17 protein-coding genes are annotated in these 18,685 nt (G+C 62.7%); 10 read left to right on the top strand and 7 right to left on the bottom strand.

Features of this window, described 5'->3' with window-relative positions; genetic code table 11:
• The first annotated feature begins 213 nt into the window (after window positions 1-213).
• The 5 genes from DKM43_RS09700 (at window position 214) to DKM43_RS16675 (ending at window position 6,333) form a co-directional block, all read left to right on the top strand.
• Entirely contained in the window at window positions 214-621 is a 408-nt protein-coding gene (locus tag DKM43_RS09700) for a DUF3576 domain-containing protein (RefSeq protein ID WP_407938493.1), read from the top strand.
• 49 nt (window positions 622-670) lie between these two features.
• Entirely contained in the window at window positions 671-3,217 is a 2,547-nt protein-coding gene (gene leuS, locus DKM43_RS09695) for a leucine--tRNA ligase (protein ID WP_236632490.1), read from the top strand.
• 55 nt (window positions 3,218-3,272) lie between these two features.
• Entirely contained in the window at window positions 3,273-3,704 is a 432-nt protein-coding gene (gene lptE, locus DKM43_RS09690; RefSeq protein ID WP_161554075.1) for an LPS assembly lipoprotein LptE, read from the top strand.
• A 7-nt stretch (window positions 3,705-3,711) separates the two neighbouring features.
• Complete coding sequence (holA, locus tag DKM43_RS09685; RefSeq protein WP_109798289.1) at window positions 3,712-4,737, top strand: DNA polymerase III subunit delta; 1,026 nt, start codon at window positions 3,712-3,714, stop codon at window positions 4,735-4,737.
• A gap of 192 nt (window positions 4,738-4,929) precedes the next feature.
• A complete protein-coding gene (locus DKM43_RS16675) occupies window positions 4,930-6,333 on the top strand; it encodes a sugar transferase (protein WP_109798465.1) in 1,404 nt (467 codons plus the stop codon).
• A gap of 11 nt (window positions 6,334-6,344) precedes the next feature.
• Here the strand turns inward: DKM43_RS16675 and DKM43_RS09675 are convergent, their stop codons facing one another.
• Entirely contained in the window at window positions 6,345-7,283 is a 939-nt protein-coding gene (locus DKM43_RS09675) for a M48 family metalloprotease (RefSeq protein ID WP_161554067.1), read from the bottom strand.
• Between the two features lie 113 nt (window positions 7,284-7,396).
• On the opposite strand from DKM43_RS09675, the gene DKM43_RS09670 reads away from it, so the two are divergent.
• Window positions 7,397-7,843 (top strand): glycosyltransferase family protein, encoded by a 447-nt coding sequence (locus DKM43_RS09670; RefSeq protein WP_109798287.1) that lies wholly within the window; start codon window positions 7,397-7,399, stop codon window positions 7,841-7,843.
• Complete coding sequence (locus DKM43_RS09665; RefSeq protein ID WP_109798286.1) at window positions 7,840-8,328, top strand: glycosyltransferase; 489 nt, start codon at window positions 7,840-7,842, stop codon at window positions 8,326-8,328. Before DKM43_RS09670 ends, DKM43_RS09665 begins: the two co-directional genes overlap by 4 nt.
• On the opposite strand, the gene DKM43_RS09660 is transcribed toward DKM43_RS09665, so the two are convergent.
• Window positions 8,323-8,961, bottom strand: a complete 639-nt coding sequence (locus tag DKM43_RS09660; RefSeq protein ID WP_109798285.1) for a hypothetical protein — start codon at window positions 8,959-8,961, stop codon at window positions 8,323-8,325. The two genes, DKM43_RS09665 and DKM43_RS09660, sit on opposite strands and share 6 nt — an antisense overlap.
• 282 nt (window positions 8,962-9,243) lie before the next feature.
• On the opposite strand from DKM43_RS09660, the gene DKM43_RS09655 reads away from it, so the two are divergent.
• Window positions 9,244-9,960, top strand: a complete 717-nt coding sequence (locus tag DKM43_RS09655) for a polysaccharide biosynthesis/export family protein (RefSeq protein ID WP_109798284.1) — start codon at window positions 9,244-9,246, stop codon at window positions 9,958-9,960.
• Window positions 9,961-10,019: 59 nt separating this feature from the next.
• A complete protein-coding gene (locus tag DKM43_RS09650; protein WP_109798283.1) occupies window positions 10,020-12,215 on the top strand; it encodes a GumC family protein in 2,196 nt (731 codons plus the stop codon).
• A gap of 204 nt (window positions 12,216-12,419) precedes the next feature.
• Here the strand turns inward: DKM43_RS09650 and DKM43_RS09645 are convergent, their stop codons facing one another.
• Window positions 12,420-13,712, bottom strand: coding sequence for a lipopolysaccharide biosynthesis protein (locus DKM43_RS09645; protein WP_109798282.1), 1,293 nt, complete (start codon window positions 13,710-13,712; stop codon window positions 12,420-12,422).
• A gap of 48 nt (window positions 13,713-13,760) precedes the next feature.
• Between DKM43_RS09645 and DKM43_RS09640 the strand changes: the two genes are divergently transcribed.
• Window positions 13,761-14,753 (top strand): glycosyltransferase, encoded by a 993-nt coding sequence (locus tag DKM43_RS09640; RefSeq protein WP_109798281.1) that lies wholly within the window; start codon window positions 13,761-13,763, stop codon window positions 14,751-14,753.
• Between the two features lie 21 nt (window positions 14,754-14,774).
• On the opposite strand, the gene DKM43_RS09635 is transcribed toward DKM43_RS09640, so the two are convergent.
• The 4 genes from DKM43_RS09635 to DKM43_RS09625 all read right to left on the bottom strand — a co-directional run bounded on the left by DKM43_RS09635 (window position 14,775) and on the right by DKM43_RS09625 (window position 18,630).
• Window positions 14,775-15,776: a glycosyltransferase family 2 protein gene (locus tag DKM43_RS09635; protein WP_109798280.1), complete on the bottom strand. Its 1,002-nt coding sequence runs from the start codon at window positions 15,774-15,776 to the stop codon at window positions 14,775-14,777.
• Window positions 15,777-15,794: 18 nt separating this feature from the next.
• Entirely contained in the window at window positions 15,795-16,295 is a 501-nt protein-coding gene (locus DKM43_RS16780) for an acyltransferase (protein ID WP_109798279.1), read from the bottom strand.
• Between the two features lie 4 nt (window positions 16,296-16,299).
• The gene (locus DKM43_RS16365; RefSeq protein WP_145960497.1) at window positions 16,300-17,700 is read right to left on the bottom strand and encodes an O-antigen ligase family protein; all 1,401 of its coding nucleotides are present in this window, start codon (window positions 17,698-17,700) and stop codon (window positions 16,300-16,302) included.
• Between the two features lie 96 nt (window positions 17,701-17,796).
• Window positions 17,797-18,630 (bottom strand): 2OG-Fe(II) oxygenase, encoded by an 834-nt coding sequence (locus tag DKM43_RS09625; protein ID WP_109798278.1) that lies wholly within the window; start codon window positions 18,628-18,630, stop codon window positions 17,797-17,799.
• Window positions 18,631-18,685 lie beyond the last annotated feature (55 nt).

Raw genomic sequence — 18,685 nt, 5'->3', positions numbered from 1 at the left:
GGTGCGCAATCATTGCGCAATGTCGCCGCAACTCTTTTCCGGACCGCCCTCCCGGACCGCGTGGAACCGGACGGGGCGGCACCGGCTGAAGAACGCTGAAAAGCGAAGGACAAGGACCATTTCGCAGTGACTAAGATCGCCAACGTCCAGCGCCCCGACAGTCTGCGCCATTCCCGTCTGCCGGCCGCCGGGAGCATGGTCGTGCGCGGCATCATGATCGGCGCGCTTGCCGTTCTGGCAACCGGCTGCGGCAAGAAGGACCGGCCGAAGGCGGATCTCGCCGCAAGCCGCGTCACGACGATCGGCGTCAACGCCTATCTCTGGCGTGCCAGCCTCGATGCGCTCTCGTTCATGCCCCTTCTCCAGACCGACAGCAATGGCGGTGTGATCGTGACCGACTGGTATGCCAACCCGAAGAATCCCGGCGAACGGGTGAAGGTTACGGTCTCGATCCTCGATCAGGATCTGCGCGCGGATGCCTTGCGCGTGGCGGCGAGCCGCCAGGTCTCGCAGGGCGGGCAGTGGGTCGATGCGCCGGTGCAGGCGGCAACCGTGCAGAAACTGGAAGACATCATCCTGACGAAGGCGCGCGATCTGCGCCGCGCTGCGATCAGCGGCTGATCGCAGCCGAATCTTGCGTGAGCCATGCGCGCTGCCTAGAGGAGCGCGCATGACCGCTTCTTCATTGCCCGAACGCTTCGATCCCGCCACCGCCGACGCCCGCTGGCAGCAGGTGTGGGACGAACGCCAGTCGTTCCGCGCCGACGACACCAGCACCCGCCCGCGCAGCTACGTGCTGGAGATGTTTCCCTATCCATCGGGGCGCATCCACATCGGCCATGTGCGCAACTATACGATGGGCGATGTGCTGGCCCGCTACAAGCGGATGCGCGGCTTTGAAGTGCTGCACCCCATGGGCTGGGATGCCTTCGGGATGCCGGCCGAAAATGCCGCCATGGAGAAGGGCGTCCACCCCGGCGGATGGACGCGCGACAATATCGCCAACATGAAGGCGCAATTGAAGCGCCTCGGCTTCGCGCTCGACTGGAGCCGCGAGATCGCCACGTGCGAGCCGGACTATTACGGCCACGAACAGGCGCTGTTCCTCGATCTCTACGCGGCGGGCCTTGTCTATCGCAAGGAATCGACCGTCAACTGGGATCCGGTCGACATGACCGTTCTTGCCAACGAGCAGGTGATCGACGGGCGCGGATGGCGTTCGGGCGCCGTGGTCGAAAAGCGCAAGCTCAACCAGTGGTTCCTGAAGATCACCGATTTTGCCGACGAATTGCTTGAAGGCCTTTCCACGCTCGACAAGTGGCCCGAAAAGGTCCGCACGATGCAGGAGAACTGGATCGGCAAGAGCCAGGGACTGCAATTCTCGTTCGCGCTGTCCAATGGCGAGAGCCTTGCCGTCTATACCACGCGGCCCGACACGATTTTCGGCGCAAGCTTCGTGGCCGTCGCGGCCGATCATCCCGTGGCGCAGGCCGTGGCGTCCGGATCGGCCGAAGCGCAGGATTTCATCGCGCTGTGCCGGAAGGGCGGCACTACCGCTGCCGAACTGGAAACCGCCGAAAAGCTGGGCTTCGATACCGGGATCACCGCAAGGCATCCCTTCACCGGCGCGGACCTGCCGGTTTACATCGCCAACTTCGTGCTGATGGAATACGGCACCGGCGCGATCATGGCCGTGCCGGGCCACGACCAGCGCGACTTCGACTTCGCCACCAAATATGGCCTGCCGATCCTGCGCGTTGTCGCCGCAGATGCGGCACAGGCGGACAAGCCCTTTGCCGGCGAGGCCGAAGCAGGCGACGGCGTGCTCGTCAACTCAGGCTTCCTTGACGGCATGAGCGTGGCCGAGGCCAAGGCCGCCGTGATTGCCCGCGCCGAGAGCGAAGGCTGGGGCGAAGGCAAGACGGTGTGGCGACTGCGCGACTGGGGCGTTTCCCGCCAGCGCTACTGGGGCACGCCCATCCCCTTCATCCACTGCGAGGTCTGCGGCGTGGTGCCGGTGCCCAAGAAGCACCTGCCCGTGACCCTGCCCGAAGATGTGACATTCGACGTTCCCGGAAACCCGCTCGACCGGCATCCCACGTGGAAGCACGTGAATTGTCCGCAATGTGGCCATGCCGCCCGGCGCGAGACCGACACGCTCGACACGTTCGTCGACAGTTCCTGGTATTTCCTGCGCTTTGCCAGCCAGCCCGAAGACCGCCCGTTCGATCCCGAAGAGATCAGGCGCTGGCTTCCGGTGGAACAGTATATCGGCGGGATCGAACATGCGATTCTCCATCTGCTCTATGCCCGGTTCTGGACACGCGCACTGGCCCGGATCGGCAAGATCGAGGTTCAGGAGCCGTTCGGCAGCCTGTTTACGCAGGGCATGGTCACGCACGAGACCTATGAGCGGAAGAACCCGGAGAACGGCCAGCCAGTGTTCTTCGCGCCCTCCGAGGTCGAACGCACGAGCGAGGGAGCAACGCTGAAAGCCGATGGCCTGCCGGTCGAGGTTGGCCGGGTCATCAAGATGTCGAAGTCCAAGAAGAACGTGGTGGACCCCGACGAGATCGTGGCCCGATATGGCGCCGATGCGATCCGGTGGTTCATGCTTTCGGACTCGCCGCCCGAACGCGATCTGCCATGGTCGGAAGCCGGGATCGAAGGCTGCGCGCGCTTCGTGCAGCGCCTGTGGCGCCTGTTCGGGCAGTATGACGCCGCAGCGACGGGCGAGGAAAAGGCGCTTGACCGCAAGACCCATCAGACCGTTCATGCCGTGGCCTCGGACATCGAGGCGCTGGGCTTCAACAAGGCCGTTGCGCGTATTTACGAACTGACCGGCGCAATCGAAAAGGCAGCGCCTTCGGCAAGCCGTTCGGAAGCCATCCGCAAGCTCCTGCTGCTTGTCGCGCCGATGATGCCGCACCTTGCCGAAGAGGCGAAGGCGCGGTTCGGCGCGGGGCTTTCCGCCGAACTTGTTGCCGATGCGGTCTGGCCCGAAGTCGATCCGGCGCTGCTGGTCGATGATGAGGTGACCGTGGCGGTGCAGGTCAGGGGCAAGCTGCGCGATACCCTGACCGTGGCCAAGGGCACGCCAAGGGAAGAGCTTGAACGCCTTGCCCTCGCCTCGGAGAAAGTGCAGCGTGCGCTTGAAGGGGCAGAAGTGAAGAAGGTGATTGTCGTGCCCGACCGTCTGGTGAACCTTGTTGCCTGAACGCCTCGTCCTCTTGGTGGCGCCGCTGCTGCTGGCGGGTTGCGGCTTGCAGCCCATGTATGCGGGTGGCGGCAACGGCGCGGTGGCACGCGGCCTTTCGGATGTGGCGATATCGCCCATCGAAGGCCAATCGGGCTGGCTGATGCGCAATGCCCTGGCCGACCGGCTGGGCGCGGGCGCCAGCAATCCGGGCACGCGCTACAGGCTGGACATCAGGCTGGATGACAAGGTGGAGGGGCTTGGCCAGCTTGCCAACGACGCCATCACCCGCGAACGGCGCACGCTGCGCGCGCGCTATCAGCTGGTCGATCTGAAAAGCGATGAAGTGCTGCTTGATGCCACGGCAGGTTCGGATGCGGGCTTTGACGTGGTGAACAGCGAATATGCGGTGATCGCGGCCGAACAGACCGCGCTTGAAAACCTCACGCAGGAAGTGGCTGACCAGATCGTCACCCGCGTTTCGGTGCGGCTGCGCCAGATCAAGTGATCGGGCGATGAAGGTCACCCAGAAGACCTTTGCCGCCAACGCCGCGCGCGCCGCGCGCGAATGCCGCCTGTTCTATTTCTGCGGCCCCGACGAATCGGGCGCAAGCGATGCGGCGGCACGGATCAGCGCGCTCATCGCCGCTGCGCTGGGTGATGCTGAAAAGGTCGAGCTGTCGGGCGCGGAACTGAAGCGCGATCCCGTGCGCCTGGCCGACGAAGCCCGCTCCGTCTCGCTGTTCGGCGACAGGCGGATAATTCACGTGCGCGCCACCGGTGACGATTGCTTCGATGCGGTGGAAGCGCTGCTGGAAAGTCCGGTCGATGGCTGGCCGGTGCTGATCGTCGCCACGTCTGCCACCGACAAGTCGCGCACCGCCAAGTTGCTGGAAGGCCATGCACATGCGCTCGTCGGCATGTTTCATGCGCCCGAACTCGCCTCGGTGGCAGGCACCGTGCGCAGCATGGCGGATGCCCTTGGCGTGCGCCTTAACGATGATCAGGCACAGCGCATCGCCAGCGCGACCAAGCTGGATACGCGCACGGCGCGCAGCGAACTGGAAAAGCTTGCGCTCTATCTTGATGCCAGCCCGCATTCGCCGCGCAGCGCCGATGCCGCTGCGCTGGATGCGATCTGCGCGGTCAGCGAAGACGACGGGATGATGCCCCTGGTCAACGCCGTGCTGGGCGGGCAGGTCCGGTGCATTCCGGCAGAACTGTCCCGCATGCGCGAACAGGATATCAACCCGGTCGGCCTCGTCCTCGCGCTCGAACGCCGCGCCACCCAGCTTGTGCAGCTTGCGGCAAGGCTTGGCTCGCGCACCGACGTGGGTGCTTTCGTCCAGAGCGACAACAGCATCTTCTTCCGCGACAAGCCCGATCTGGAGCGCCAGCTCAAGCGCTGGCGCGGGGCAAAGCTGGCGCGTCTGTGCGAACGACTCGTCATGCTGCACCGCACCCTGATTTCCGACAGCCGGAACGGAGAACTGGCCCTTGCCCAGGGCCTTGCCGAGATCGCGCGCGCTGCCGCGCGATAAGCCGTGGCTGTTTTCGGGCCATCAGGTGTGCCCGATCTCACAATGGGACAGGAACGGGGTTGCTATTGGGATTGCACTAAGTATTTTTGCGCAGTGCAATAAATGGGTCGGCCAGCATCGAAAGCACGCACAAACCAGCAAGCCGGGCCTGACGTGGCCGGGATCGCTGGCGGCAGGGGGCAATACAAGGCGATGACCAAGCACATTCCGGCAAGTGATCTTCGCGCCACGCAGGAGCGCAAGCGGATCACCCTGCCGCTTGCGCCATCGCTCGAACAGCGGCGCCTTCAGCTTTACATTGCCATGCTGCTGCTTGACGGACTTGCCATCTTTGCCGGGTTCGGCGCGGCAAGCTGGCTTTACCTTGGCGAGTTCCTTGAAGAGAGCTCGCTTCTGCACAGCCAGGTGATGGTGCCGATCTACTGGACGATCGCGCTCAGCCTTCAGGTCTATACCCTGCGCTCGCTGCGCAAGCCGAACTTCGCGCGCGGGCGCGCCACGATGTCGCTGCTCAGCGCGGAAGCCGTGCTGCTTTTCGTAGGCTTTGCCACCAAGAGCAGCGACAGCTTTTCGCGCGTCTCGTCCATTCTCGGCCTTGCCTTCAGCCTTGCGCTGCTGCTGTGGCTGCGCGCGCTGACGCGCCCGCTCATCCGCAGGCGCTGCGGCGAAGCGGCCGTGAACACCTTGGTGATCGATGATGGCGGAATGGCGCTTCGCCTGCCTCATGCCTTCCACATCGATTCGCGCGAACATCACCTTGCGCCCGATCTTGGCGATCCGCACATGATGGACCGGCTGGGCCTCTACATGCTCAACATGGACCGGGTGCTGGTAAGCTGTCCGCCCGAACGACGCGGCGCCTGGGCGCTGGTCTTCAAGAGCGCCAATATCTCCGGCGAGATCGTCGATCCCGAAGTGCGCACGCTTGGCGTGATCGGGGCGCGGCGTGAACGCGATTATGGCGCGCTGGTTGTGGCCAGCGGCCCGCTGGGCCTGCGGGCACGCGCGGTCAAGCGGATGCTGGACCTCTCGCTGGCAGGCGCTGCGGTCATCGCGCTCGCGCCGCTGCTGGCGGCAGTGGCCCTGCTCATCAAGCTGGAAGACGGCGGCCCTGTCCTCTTCGTGCAGAAGCGCACGGGACGCGGCAACCGGTTCTTCCCGATCTTCAAGTTCCGGTCGATGCGCGTTGAAAAGCTTGATGCGGCGGGCAACCGCTCAGCCAGCAAGGACGATGACCGCATCACCCGCATCGGACGCTTCATCCGCCGCACCAGCATCGACGAGCTTCCCCAGCTTTTCAATGTCCTGCGCGGCGAAATGTCGATCGTCGGCCCGCGCCCCCATGCCATCGGATCGCTGGCGGGAGACAAGCTGTTCTGGGAAGTCGATCACCGCTACTGGCTGCGCCATTCGCTCAAGCCCGGCCTGACCGGTCTTGCCCAGGTCCGGGGTTTCCGCGGCGCAACCGATACCGAGAACGATCTGGCTCACCGTCTGCAGGCGGATCTCGAATATCTGGATGGCTGGACGATCTGGCGCGATCTCAAGATCATCTGCAACACCGCGCGCGTGCTGGTGCACGACCGCGCATTCTGACACGCATGTCTTCACGTTCCATGGGCAGGCGCAGGTTGCACCGGACAGGACAAGCGCGCTTGCGCGTCTTGCAGGCGCTCAACCCTTTTTGCGAACGAGCGATGCGTCGGTGCTCGCAGGAAGCCCAGCCAGTCACGCTTGCCCAGCCGCTGGAACAGGGCGATGCCTGTGCCTGCCTGATACCCGGCACAATGCAGCAGGCCAAGGCCGACAAGATCGGCAGCGTCCTCCATCCTGCGGCGCAGGGCAATGCCCCCGCCCTTGCGGTCGCGATGGATGATATGCGCCAGTTCGTGCCCGGCCGCGAGCGCGAGTTCATCATCGCTGCGCGCGAAGGCGACAAGGCCCGTGGTGATGGCCACGTTGTGCCTGTCGCTGTAGGCGTCGACCGCGGGGTTCGTGACCAGCACCAGCCGCGCGGAACAATGCAGCACGGGCCGGACAGGAATGACCTGGACCAACCCGTTGCGACGAACCCCCACCACGAGCGGCTGATCGGCGGCGTGTTCGGCAATTTCGGCAAGAAGGGCCTCGGCAACAAGCGCGCCTGCCTTGCGCCGCGTCGCAATGGCATCGACTGTCTGACCGTCGATGCTTTCGACCTCGTCGCCCGCCACGATGCCCGCAGTGTGGGCAGGACTGCCCGGCGCGACCGCCACCACGCGGGGGCGCTCTCCGAGATTGACCGTGCTCTGAAGCAGGGGCCAGTCGGGCTTGGCATAGGCGCGGCGGTCATCAAACAGAATGCCGATGTCGGCCGCGCTCGCGGGGCAAAGGCCGCTTGCCGCCTGACGCAGACGCCATTCGGCCGCCAGCACCCGCGCCATGTCCCGGTGCAGGCGCACAGGCCATGGCGCTTCCTGCGCCAGCGCACCGGAAGTGGCGGCCACAATCAGGATCGCCACTGCACACAAGGCCGCACGCGCGGCTTTCGGCGGTCGGTGGATCAAGCGGCGTTCTCCGGTTGCGGGATGCTTGGCCCGCATCCCTTGCGCCCGTTTACCGTGCGTGTTCATCCGGGGCAAAGACTGATGCGGCAGGTTGCGCACATCTGGAGTTGGCGATGACGAAAGTTCTGGCAGCAGCATCGGCAGGAGGCCACTGGGAGCAGATGATGCTGCTGCGTCCCACGCTTGAGCAGTTCGAGGTGCATTTCGCCACAACGCACCCCGATCTGCCGCGCAGGGCCGGTATCACTGAGGCAACGATCCTGCCCGACTGCAATCAGGACCAGCCACTCAATTCGCTTCGCTGCCTGCTTGCCGCGGCCAGGCTGGTCTTCCGGCTGCGCCCCGATGTAGTGATTTCGACAGGCGCGGCGCCGGGATTGTTTTGCGTTCTCATGGGCCGACTGACCGGTGCGCGCACGCTCTGGATCGACAGCATCGCCAATGCGGAGCAGCTTTCGCTTTGCGGCAAGCTCTCGCGGTGGATGTCCACACGCTGCCTGACCCAGTGGGAACACCTCGCCGACAATGACCGGCCCGGCTACGCGGGGAACCTGCTGTGATCCTTGTGACAGTCGGCATGCAGCTCGGCTTTGACAGGCTGATCCGGGCGGTTGATGAACTTGCCCCGGACCTCGTCATGCCGGTCGTCGCCCAGACGGGCAAAGGCACCTACAAGGCGCGTAACATAAGGACACTGGAGAGCATTTCGCCGTCCGAGTTCGACGGGATGATCAAGCAGACCAGCCTGATCGTGGCCCATGCCGGGATAGGAACCGTGCTGACCGCGCAGCGCTTCGGCAAGCCGCTGGTGCTGTTTCCCCGCCGCGCGTCATTTGGCGAGCATCGCAACGATCATCAGCTGGCCACGGTTGGCCAGCTCGATGGGCGGCCGGGCATCGTCGTGGCTTACGAGGAGAGCGATCTGCGCGACGCAATCCTGCGCGGCCTGGCAACCGAGATGAAGGGCGTTGCGGAGGAAACCGCCGCGCGGCGTGAACGGCTGACCTCGGCGGTGGATCGCTTCATCCGGACTGGCAACCTATGAGTACCGCGAGCGTGAACCGCGCCGCGACAAGGCCCTGAGCGAGACATGATAGTGCCTTGCCAGCACCGCCACGGCCAGTGTCGCCCCAAGATCGGCGAACCAGTTGAGCCGCGGCCCGCGATAAAGCACCGCGTCCAGCATGTGCAACGAAACCAGCCGCAAGAGTATGAGCAGGATCATGGCCCCGCAGGCCAGCCCGGCAAGCACCGTGGTGCGCGACAGCCCCTTTCGCCGCATCAGCCCGCTGCGGACCAGCGCTACACCGCCCGCCGTGCAGACGCCCGCAGCGATAACGATGATGACGCTGGCGAAAACCGACTGGTAATCCCGGCGGGTCTCATAGATTTGGCCAACCTGAAGTTCGCCGCGGAGGCTTGCGCGCAGGGCCTCTTCAAGGCCGAACTGCCGGGAAACGGCGCACAGGAAAAAGAGTGCGGATGCGGCCAGCCACACGCGCGCGTGCCAGCGCGGCAGTCCGATTGTCGCCTGACCGTCTCTGGCGGCAAGCATCGTGCGAAATGCCAGCACGCCAGCAACCAGATAGAAAAGGCTGGCGAAGGTGCCAAGCAGGCTGGGTCCGTGCAGCATGGCAGACAGCATCTCCTCTGCCGCGTCCTGACAGGGCCGGATCATGTTGCAGTGCAAGAGGCATGGTCGCCCCGTCCCGACAACAATCCTGACAAGGCGATTGAACAATCGGCCGCGGCAGGGAAATTCAGGTGCAATGCCCCCGCCGATCCTTGGCAAAACAGCGGAATAGCTAAGTTGGTTAACGTATCATGCCGGGGCGAATCTGTCCAGAATGGCACGCGCCGCGCCCCACCCTTCACCCCGCCGAGGGTTGCACTGCAAGAAGGCGGCGGGTATGCGGAACATTACTTAAGTTTGGCTCGTAATCTCAAGGTGAAAGCCGCCATGAAAAGACCACAGGCTCGCGGCATTGCCGGAACATGCGCCCTTGCAGCACTGGCTCTGGCGACGGCCGGGTGCAGCACTGGCCCGGTGGCCCGCGTTGGCATTGTCGACACGACCCCGTCAGCGGCGCTGGGACAGATGGATTACAGCGCGAACGAGGCCGGAACCTACCGCCTGCGGCCATCGGATGTGGTCAGCGTCACCGTCTTCCGCGAACCTGACCTTTCGGTGGAGAACGTGCCCGTCGGCGCGGATGGAAATCTTTCGCTGCCACTGCTTGGCGCCATGCGGGTTGAAGGCCTGACGACCAGTCAGGTCGAGAAGGCCGTTGCCGAACGGCTTGCCAAGGGCGATCTGGTCGATCCGCGTGTCTCGGTGAATGTCATGCAGTTCGGCTCGCACATCGTCACGGTCGAAGGTGCGGTGGACAAGCCGGGGATGTATCCCTTCAAGCCGGGAACCCGCCTTTCCGGCGCAATCTCGCTCGCGGCGGGACCGAAGCGGGAGGCCAAGCTGAGCGAGGTCGTGATTTTCCGTCAGACCGAGCGCGGCATGGCGGTAGCCAAGTTCGATTACGGCGCCGTTCGCGCCGGAACCATGCTCGACCCCGTGCTGCTTCCGAGTGACCGGGTGGTGGTTGGCACATCGGGCCTGACGCAATTCTGGCTGGATATCGTCAAGACCCTGCCGGCATTTGCCCTCTTCGCCCAGCTGTGATGGCCACCGCGCCGACAATCCCGGCGCGCTGCAAGACTTAGAAGGTTCAGACCCACATCATGATGAACGCCATCCAGAGCCGAATGCCGACAGATCAGGCCATGCTCGACGACCTCGACGGCAACGGCTTCATGGGCAACGTGCTCAACCTCTCGATGATCCGCGGCGTGGTCTATCGCCAGCGCTACATGCTGCTGGGGATCATCGGGCTTGCTCTGGTCGCCGCGCTTGTGGTGACGCTGCTGACGCGGCCGCTCTACACCGCTTCGGCCACCGTGCGGGTCGAACCGTTCGCGGCATACATCGTCGAGGGGCAGAACCTTTCCCCGGAAATCCCGGTGAACGAAATCAACCGGTTCATGCAGACCCAGTCGGCGGTCATCACCAGCCGGCGCATTGCCTATCAGGTGGTCGATGCCCGCAAGCTCGCCGATCGCGCCGATTTCATTGGCGAATTCGCGACAAAGCGGCCGGACGGCATGACTGACAAGCAGTGGCTGAGTGCCAGGCGCGAAGCTGCCGCCGATCAGGTTTCCGGCAGCACCAAAGTGACGATTCCGCTTGAAACCCGGATCATGACGATCAGCTTCACCTCGCCCGATCCGCAGATCGCGGCCGAGATCGCGAATGCCGTGACCGACGCCTTCGTGCAGGATGACCTCAAGCGGAACCTTGAGACCAACACCTACGCGCAGACCTACCTCAAGGGCGAAATCACCAAGCTTCAGCAGCGGGTGCAGGAGGCGGAAGAAGCAACCAACGCCTATGCCAAGGCCAACGGCATCGTCGCGCAGGCGCCCGTGATCGAGGCCAACGCGGATGGCACCTCGACCACGACCCAGACCGTGACCATCGCCACGCTCGCCAGCGTGAACCAGGCTTACACCGACGCGCGGGCCAAGCGGATTGCCGCAGAACAGCGCTGGAATGCGGTGGCCAACCTTTCGGCCACGCAGCTTCCCGAAGTTCAGCAGAACGGCACCATACAGGCCATGATCAGCGCCCGGTCCAAGTCGATGACCGAACTGTCGCAATTGCGCCAGCGCTATGGCGAGAACTATCCGCGCATTCGCGAGCTGAACGCGGAAGTCGCTTCGCTGAATGCCCAGATCAATCGCGCCACGGCCGATGTGAAGAATGCGATCCGCGATGAGTTCGTCATCGCCCAGCGCCAGGAGCAGGCGCTCGAAAAGGAACTGTCCAAGGTGTCGGGCAAGACCCTGGACGAGCAGGACCGCCGGGTGAAATACAACATGCTTGACCGCGAGGCCGCATCCCTGCGCTCGCAGCTTGCATCGATGCTGACCCGTTACAACGAGGTTTCCGCCGCATCCAACCTCAAGCAGAGCACGAGCTCGAAGCTTGATCCGGCGCGGGTTCCCGGAGGCCCCGTTTCGCCTAACCTTCCCAAGAACATGCTGATCGGGCTGTTCCTTGGCGGCGCTCTGGCGCTTGCCATTGCGGTCCTGCGCGAGGCCTTCGACGACCGCCTGCGCACGACCGAGGATGTTGAACGCAAGCTCGGCCTGCCTCTGCTTGGTTACACGCCCGATATCTCGGATCGCGATGTGGCCGACGAAGTGACCGATCCCTTCAGCATTCTCATGGAAGCCTACTCCTCGATCCGCACGTCGATCGACTTTGCGGTGCCGGGCAACAATCGCGTGCTTCAGGTGACCAGCAGCGAGCCTTCGGAAGGCAAGTCGCTTACCGCTTCGACCATTGCCCGCAAGTATGCCCAGCTTGGCCGCAAGACGCTTCTGATCGACGCCGACTTGCGCAAGCCATCACTTTTCGCCCTTTTCGAAACCACCAAGCCGAAGGTCGGTTTCGTCGAGGTTCTGCTGGGCGACGTGCGCTTCGAGGATGCGCTCATCAAGGGCACGCCCGACAACCTCGACGTGCTGCCTGTGGCGCCGTCGAAGGTCAATCCGGTCGAACTGCTTTCCTCGCAGGTGCTGGTCGAGTTCGTCGAACGCTACCGCGAGCAGTATTCGCTCATCATCTTCGACTCGGTGCCGGTGATGGGCCTTGCCGATGCGCCGCTGCTGTCGCGGATCGCCGATGCCACGATCTTCATCGTCGAGGCGAACCGCGCCCACTTTGGCCAGGCCAAGACCGCGATCCGGCGTCTGCTTGGCGCAGGTGCGCGCATCGCGGGCGTCGTGCTGACCAAGTATCGCGCAGCCGAAGCCGGTATGTCCTACGACTATCACTATCAGTATTACGCATACGGTGATCGCACGAAGGACTGATCGATCAGCGCCAGGTCAAGGAAAGCCCGCGCCGGATATGCTCCGGCGCGGGCTTTCCTGTTTCAGAGGCTCAAAGCGCGATAACGGATAGGGATTGCCATCCCGGCACGGCCGAACGCGCGCATCTTGCCATGCGCCGAACGGGCACCGAGCTTCACGTCAGACATCCCAAGACAATGCCCCAGCGAGCCGGCCATTCTTCCCTCAGGCGGAACGCCGCTCCATGGTGCGGATGAATGCCTTGTTGGCAATCAGCAGTGCGACCGCCCGGCCAATGATCGCAAGCGTAATTGCCATGGCCGCGCCGGTGAGATCGTAAAGCGGGATGAGCACCAGAAACAGGCCGATAGTCACGATCGTCACACCGATCTCGATGCGCATGGCGATATGCTCACGATGCGCCATGTCCAGCACGGTCCCTATCGGGCCGACCGTCACCGCGATGAACTGCCCGATCGCCAGAATGAGCAGCGCTGATGACCCCCGCACGAAACCCGGACCAAAGAGGCCAAGCAGCCATTCGGGCACGAGCAGGATAAGTCCCAGAAGCGGCAGGCAGAGCGCGCCGCCGATCATTCCGGTCTTGCGCGCGATCGCCAGCATGCCGCGATAGTTGCCATCGGCAAAGCGCGCCGCGATATGGCTGCCGACCATCTGGTCGAAGGAGTTGCGCACCAGCGTGAACAGCAGCCCGAACTGCATGGCGACACGATAGATCCCCGCCTCGGCCGGTCCATGCCAGGTGCCAAGAGTGACGACCGCGATCCAGTCGCAGAAGAAGGCCGCCAGATAGATCACCATGATCCGCAGTCCCGATTTCAGCGAAAGGGTCTGCGCGCCGATCGGCCAGTGCCTTGTCAGCTTGCGGATACGGGTAAGGCCGAAGAGCATGACGATAAGGCAGGCTGCGGCATAGACCACCTCTGGCGCCAGAGCAGGAACGCTGCCAAGCCCCAGCCAGAGACCGCCGAGCACGAGCACGGTCATGCCGGTGTAGGATACGCCGTCGAGCGACTGGGAAAGCAGCACGCTTCCCGTCGCGCGGATCGATGCCGAAATCGTTCGCACAAGCGCGATCACCGGCACAGCGGCGGCCATGATCGCAACCGGCCAGAAAAGTTCCGGGCGCTCCATGAGCAGATGGGTCATGGGCCAGGCCAGCAGCAGCATTGCGCCGCCAATCGCCAGGCCAAGCAATGTCACCACACGCAGGGCACGGCGGATGGCAGCGTGCGCCGCCCCCTCATCACCGCGCCGCAAGGCGACCGCCACCGAGCGCAGCACCACCGTATCGAGGCCGATGTTCGCCGCCACCGCCAGCAGCGTGGTCGTGGCCAGCGCGATCTGGTAGGCGCCCACGCCTTCGGCGCCCATCGCGCGCGAAATGAGCAGGTTGAGCGCAAAGCTCGCCCCGGCCCCTCCGCCCTTGAGCGCGAGGCCGATCAGCAGATCCATACCGATACCGCGCGTAAACCGTGCCTTCAGTCGCTCGAACATGAACAGGGGCGAACCTTTGCATATGGGCTTTCGCGACACGCGAAGCGCATGGCAGGCGTTACACCGATGCTGCGCTGCAACCAAGCCTGTTGCGAGGGCCGGATGCGCGGGCTAAGCCTTTTGCGGTCGGCGCTTTTCCGGCGCGATGGCAGGATCGGAGAGTTCAGCATGGCGGCGGCAGGCTATTCGGTGGTGATCCCCGCGCACAACGAAGCCGCGGTGATCGAACGCTGCCTGCGCGCGCTCATGGATGACCCTGCCGGGCCGGGCGAAATCGTGGTGGCCTGCAATGGCTGCACCGACGATACGGCAGCCATTGCGCGCAGGGTGGCACCGCAGGCCAAGGTTCTTGAAATTGCCCAAGGTTCGAAGATCCTCGCGCTCAACGCGGGAAGCGCCGCGGCAACGCTTGCGCCGCGCTTCTTCGTTGATGCCGATGTGGTCGTGACGGGGCGCGCGCTGCGGGCGGTGGCGGCGCGGCTGGATGACAGCACCCTCGTGCGCGCGGCGGCCCCGGCGCTGGCCGTCGATCTTGCGGGATGCTCAGGGCCGGTCCGGTCCTATTACAAGGTCTGGATGCAGCAACCCTATGTGCAGGTTGGCATGGTCGGGTCGGGCATCTTCGGGCTGTCGGCGCAGGGGCTGGCCGAAGTCGGCACCTTTCCGGACATCATTGCCGATGACCTTTACGTGCGCACCCGGTTTGCGCCGGAACAGCGGCTGCGGGTTGATCGTGACGAGGCGGGCGCGCCGGTGCGTTTCACCGTTTTTCCCCCGCGCGATCTGAAATCGCTGGTGCGCATCGAGGGGCGGCGCAGGGCGGGCGACATGCAGTTGAACGCCGCTCACGCTACCCAGCACTCGGCCCGGACGACGACAGGCAGCACGCTGCTTGCGGCACTGGGAAAGAATGGCGTGGGGATGATCGACCTTGCGTGGTATCTGGCGATCAAGACCGCAGGCCGCCTGCTGGCCCGGCGCATGGTCAAGTCACGCAGGCCGATCCACTGGGAGCGCGACGAGAGTTCGCGCGGCGGCTGAAGCGCAAGACGCGGTAAAGCGCTACCCCTTGGTGGCACGCCGCAAGGGGCCATTGCGCCACTCGTTGCGGCGGTTCCACGCGTTCGTCCACTGTTCCGCCGCATCACGATAGCGCGACGAGAAACGCGCCGCGACGCGATAGACGAACGAACGCCAGCCCGCCCAGAACAGGGTCATAAACTTGCCATACCACTTCCAGCCTTTCGGGAAGTAACGCTCAATCATGCCGATCCGGCTGCCGAGAACGTAAACGATCTTGTTCGCGAAAACTTTCGTGCTGCGACCGCCATAATGCACGATCGTCGCGTCTGGGGTCATGCGGGGCCGTGCACCCTTGGCGCGAGCGCGGGCACACAGGTCCGCCTCTTCGCCATACATGAAGAAAGCCGGGTCGAACCCGCCCAGTTCATCCCAGAATGCCTTCTCGATCAGGAAGAACGATCCCTGAACGATATCGACATTGCGTTCGGTTCCCCGATCCCAGCCACCGTAGCCTTCAGGATTGAAGATGGCGGCATTGCCGATTGCCTTGGCAAGACCTGTTGCCATGCAAGTCACGCTCCACGGTGTGATGCGCCCCCAACATGACGTGGGATTGAGCGTGCGGTCCTCGAACAGGGTGCGCCCGCCCCATATCTTCGCTTCGGGACGCCTGCGGGCAAAGGCAAGCAGCTTGTCGATCGCCCCATCGAGCACGAGCGTATCGGTGTTGAGCAGCAGGACATAGCGCCCGCGCGCGCGCGCGACCGATATGTTGGTGGCAATCGCGAACCCGTGGTTCTCGGATTCGGCCATCAGCACGACTTGCGGGAACTCCGCGCGGATCGCATCGGCGGAACCATCGTTCGAGCCATTGTCGACCAGAATGACCTCGAAAGGCACCTCGCGGGTTTCCGCATAGACGGAGCGCAGGCACTCCAGCGTCATTTCCCGCGTGTTCCAGTTGACCAGCATGATGGAGACCAGCGGCGGTTCTCCCGGCTGGCCATTGGTGATGGTTGGATCGGGGGCGATGTCGAGCATGATCGAAGCCGGTCCCGTTCAGTTCTTGCCGAGAAACTTGTCGGGCAGCGCCGCTGCGGCAGGATCAGCCGCGCGCAAGGCCCGTTCCCTGTCGTCCGCATCGAGAAAGCGGCCATAGCGACCCACCTCTATGTTGGAGCGGATCACCTTGGCAGGATTGCCAGCGACAATGGAATTGGGCGGCACATCACGTGTCACGACACTGCCAGCGCCGACGACACAGTTGTCGCCCACGGTCACGCCAGGCAGGATCATGCTGCGGCCACCGATAAAACAATTCCGGCCAATGCGCGTGTGAAGATAGAGCCCGCGGGTTCGATCATGCGTCAGAATGCGCGATTCAAATGCGAGGTAAGTGTATTCTCCCACATGAACGCCCTTGGGGAAGGTCATGTCCAGCTTCGCGGACAGCGAAATCTGCACGGTCGGATCAATGTCCATCCGAAAAACAGCAACAAAAAATCTTCTCCTCAGAGATACTAGGAAATTTCTCAATGAAGAAATTCTGTTGAGGCTCATTGCATCATTTTCCAAATATAATTCTTAAAGGATTATCTTTCCGAAGATTATGCAAACGAAAACCCCGATCTTTTGATGACAAATCAGAAACGCCGCCCGCCATACCAAGCAAGATTAAAAGCCAAGTTATGTCAGCACCCCAAGGAGATACAGTCCAAAGAATAAGAAATATCACAGCAAGGCCTATTGAAAGCCCTGTCGCCATTCTTCTTCCACGAAGAGAACCAAGTTCGACAGCGACTCTCACAGTCGCCAGCTTCCAGATGTTAAATAGAAATGCTCCTGCCATTAGAACAGAGCACGGGATACCGAACCTTAACCCAAGTAACAGCCAATAATTATCCACGCTATCCGAATGCATCCATTCAGGACGATCATAAGATTCCAAAATACCAATGCCAATCCATGGACTTCTCATAAGATGCGCCGTTCCATAATCCCATATAGCCAAGCGGAAATATCCCGTTTGTGGATTAATTGAGGCATAGCGAATTACAAACTTGATGACGCCTCCTCCAGAAAAAGCCTCCACAACGATCAAAAACAGAGACGACGCCATGAGCAACGGAAGCCATGTCAGACCGTATTTCTTTTGAACAAAGTCGTAAAACAGCAAGCCGAAGCACAAGATGATGGTTGCCAAGCCGGCAGAACTCCACGAAAAGAATCCGGCCGAGCAGGCAATGAGACCAATCCATCGACGCTTAGGAAGATCAGCCGAGAGGAAAAGCGGAACAAGTGATCCAAAGAAAATTCCAGCAGCGATGGGATGCATAAATGGCCCCATGGCGCGCAGAAGACCAAAACGAAGTTCATACACTCTTTCAATGGTGCTTTCCGGGGAAAATCCAGTAATCCTCCCCACAGTTGGACGAAATATATATTGGTGACTAACACTCTCTGCAAAAATTATAAGACCAACCAAAACAACTAGTGGAGAAGATCTATACAGAAAGCGCCGAACGTCCAGCGGATTGCGAAAGAAGACTCTGCCGAGGAGATATGCCAATGTCGTATCAAGAGTAGTTGCTCCACCCGTTTTCAAGGCGACATCAAGCGGGTAATGTAAGGTCGTAGAGATAAACATTAGCGCCGCTGACGAGAAAAATAATATGTCGGCGACGGCCAGTCGGATAGGCTCCTTCGCCAGCCGCAAGGCCATGAACGGGATCGAGACAATCAGCGCCAAGCGATAGGGATAGAGCTGGAAGCCCGCGAGGTCGATGCGGGCTTCGGGCGACATCAGGATCGACGCGAATACCAGCACCGGAACCCAGTCAACCTGCGCGGTGACAAGGCGGATCGCCTCGCGGCGGTGGCGCGCCCATGCCTGGCGGCGCTCAAGCGCGGTGAGGCGTCGGGGGGCTTCGGATCGGCCGGGGATAGCAGCTTGCGTGGTATTCATGCCAAGTCCATAGCCGCAATCCCCGCCCGCCGCCATGGCCGGAGCCACGCCTGACGGGGCGAAACCGCTTGGCTGTGCGACGGGATTGCCACGAATTCAGGCCCGTTTGCCGGATGACAGCATGCGCTGCACGGCAGGCGGCGCCCAGTCTTTCCACAAGTGCTGCGCGCGCACCTTCCAGTCGGGCTTGTCGGTAGAGCCGGGGCGCTCCCTGAAGACCGTTGTCCGCTTGGGCAGGCTGGCGATTCCTTCGGGCGGGGCCGTGTAGTAATAGGTCGCGATCGAGCGGCGCGAGCGCTCCGGCGGGCAGGCCAGCGGATCGGGGTGGCCGTGGAAGCTGTCGAGATCGGTGTTGAACACCACGGCGCGGCCGATCAGCGGCGCAACCTTTTCGGTGCAGCCCTTCATCTCGCGGTCCCACAGCTCAAGATGGCCGCCCCACGCCTCGTCCCAGTCATCGTTGAGATAGATCAGCAGGTTCAGCCGGCGCTGAAGCTTCATCTTGTTGTGCACGTTGAAATCGGCGTGGACGCCAAGATGCCCGCCGCGCTTGGTTTCATGCAGGCCGCCGCCCAGATAGTAGGGATCGGAAATCAGGCCTTTGATGCCGGTCATCGCCGAAAGGAACGACAGGAACGCCTGACTGTTCAGCTCTGCCAGAAGGTTGCGCACGAGCGGGCCGCATTCCTGCGGATGATACTGATACTTGAAGCGCTCCTGATCGCGGTCGAAGAATGCGTGGCCATCGCTTGAAGGAAACTGGGCCAGAAGCGCCTGAAGCACCCCCTTGGGCACGAAATCATCGATGGCGATATGCGGAAAGGGCTGGGCCGACTGATACTGTTCGGCCAGCTTTTCGCCCGCGGCGACGCACTGGGCCTCATCAAAGGCGTAAAGTCCCCCGTGATCGTGAAGTTCAAGGACGCTCATCTGGTGTGCCTCGTGGAAGTCCGGATTGGAGGGATCAGGGATTTACCTAAGGTAT

This window comes from Novosphingobium meiothermophilum (genome assembly GCF_003171715.1).
Lineage (GTDB): Bacteria > Pseudomonadota > Alphaproteobacteria > Sphingomonadales > Sphingomonadaceae > Novosphingobium > Novosphingobium meiothermophilum.
Note: the sequence above shows the minus strand (reverse complement) of the source record. Positions and strands in the feature narration are given on the sequence as shown.

Bases quoted from the DNA above. Each gene is read 5' to 3' on its own strand.
- DKM43_RS09660 (WP_109798285.1), bottom strand. From the start codon at position 8,961: ATGATCCGGCCCTGTCAGGACGCGGCAGAGGAGATGCTGTCTGCCATG.
- DKM43_RS16365 (WP_145960497.1), bottom strand. From the start codon at position 17,700: ATGAATACCACGCAAGCTGCTATCCCCGGCCGATCCGAAGCCCCCCGA.
- DKM43_RS09655 (WP_109798284.1), top strand. From the start codon at position 9,244: ATGAAAAGACCACAGGCTCGCGGCATTGCCGGAACATGCGCCCTTGCA.
- DKM43_RS09670 (WP_109798287.1), top strand. From the start codon at position 7,397: ATGACGAAAGTTCTGGCAGCAGCATCGGCAGGAGGCCACTGGGAGCAG.
- lptE (WP_161554075.1), top strand. From the start codon at position 3,273: ATGTATGCGGGTGGCGGCAACGGCGCGGTGGCACGCGGCCTTTCGGAT.
- DKM43_RS09645 (WP_109798282.1), bottom strand. From the start codon at position 13,712: ATGTTCGAGCGACTGAAGGCACGGTTTACGCGCGGTATCGGTATGGAT.
- DKM43_RS09635 (WP_109798280.1), bottom strand. From the start codon at position 15,776: ATGCTCGACATCGCCCCCGATCCAACCATCACCAATGGCCAGCCGGGA.
- holA (WP_109798289.1), top strand. From the start codon at position 3,712: ATGAAGGTCACCCAGAAGACCTTTGCCGCCAACGCCGCGCGCGCCGCG.
- leuS (WP_236632490.1), top strand. From the start codon at position 671: ATGACCGCTTCTTCATTGCCCGAACGCTTCGATCCCGCCACCGCCGAC.
- DKM43_RS16780 (WP_109798279.1), bottom strand. From the start codon at position 16,295: ATGAGCCTCAACAGAATTTCTTCATTGAGAAATTTCCTAGTATCTCTG.
- DKM43_RS09640 (WP_109798281.1), top strand. From the start codon at position 13,761: ATGGCAGGCGTTACACCGATGCTGCGCTGCAACCAAGCCTGTTGCGAG.
- DKM43_RS09625 (WP_109798278.1), bottom strand. From the start codon at position 18,630: ATGAGCGTCCTTGAACTTCACGATCACGGGGGACTTTACGCCTTTGAT.
- DKM43_RS09700 (WP_407938493.1), top strand. From the start codon at position 214: ATGATCGGCGCGCTTGCCGTTCTGGCAACCGGCTGCGGCAAGAAGGAC.
- DKM43_RS09650 (WP_109798283.1), top strand. From the start codon at position 10,020: ATGATGAACGCCATCCAGAGCCGAATGCCGACAGATCAGGCCATGCTC.
- DKM43_RS16675 (WP_109798465.1), top strand. From the start codon at position 4,930: ATGACCAAGCACATTCCGGCAAGTGATCTTCGCGCCACGCAGGAGCGC.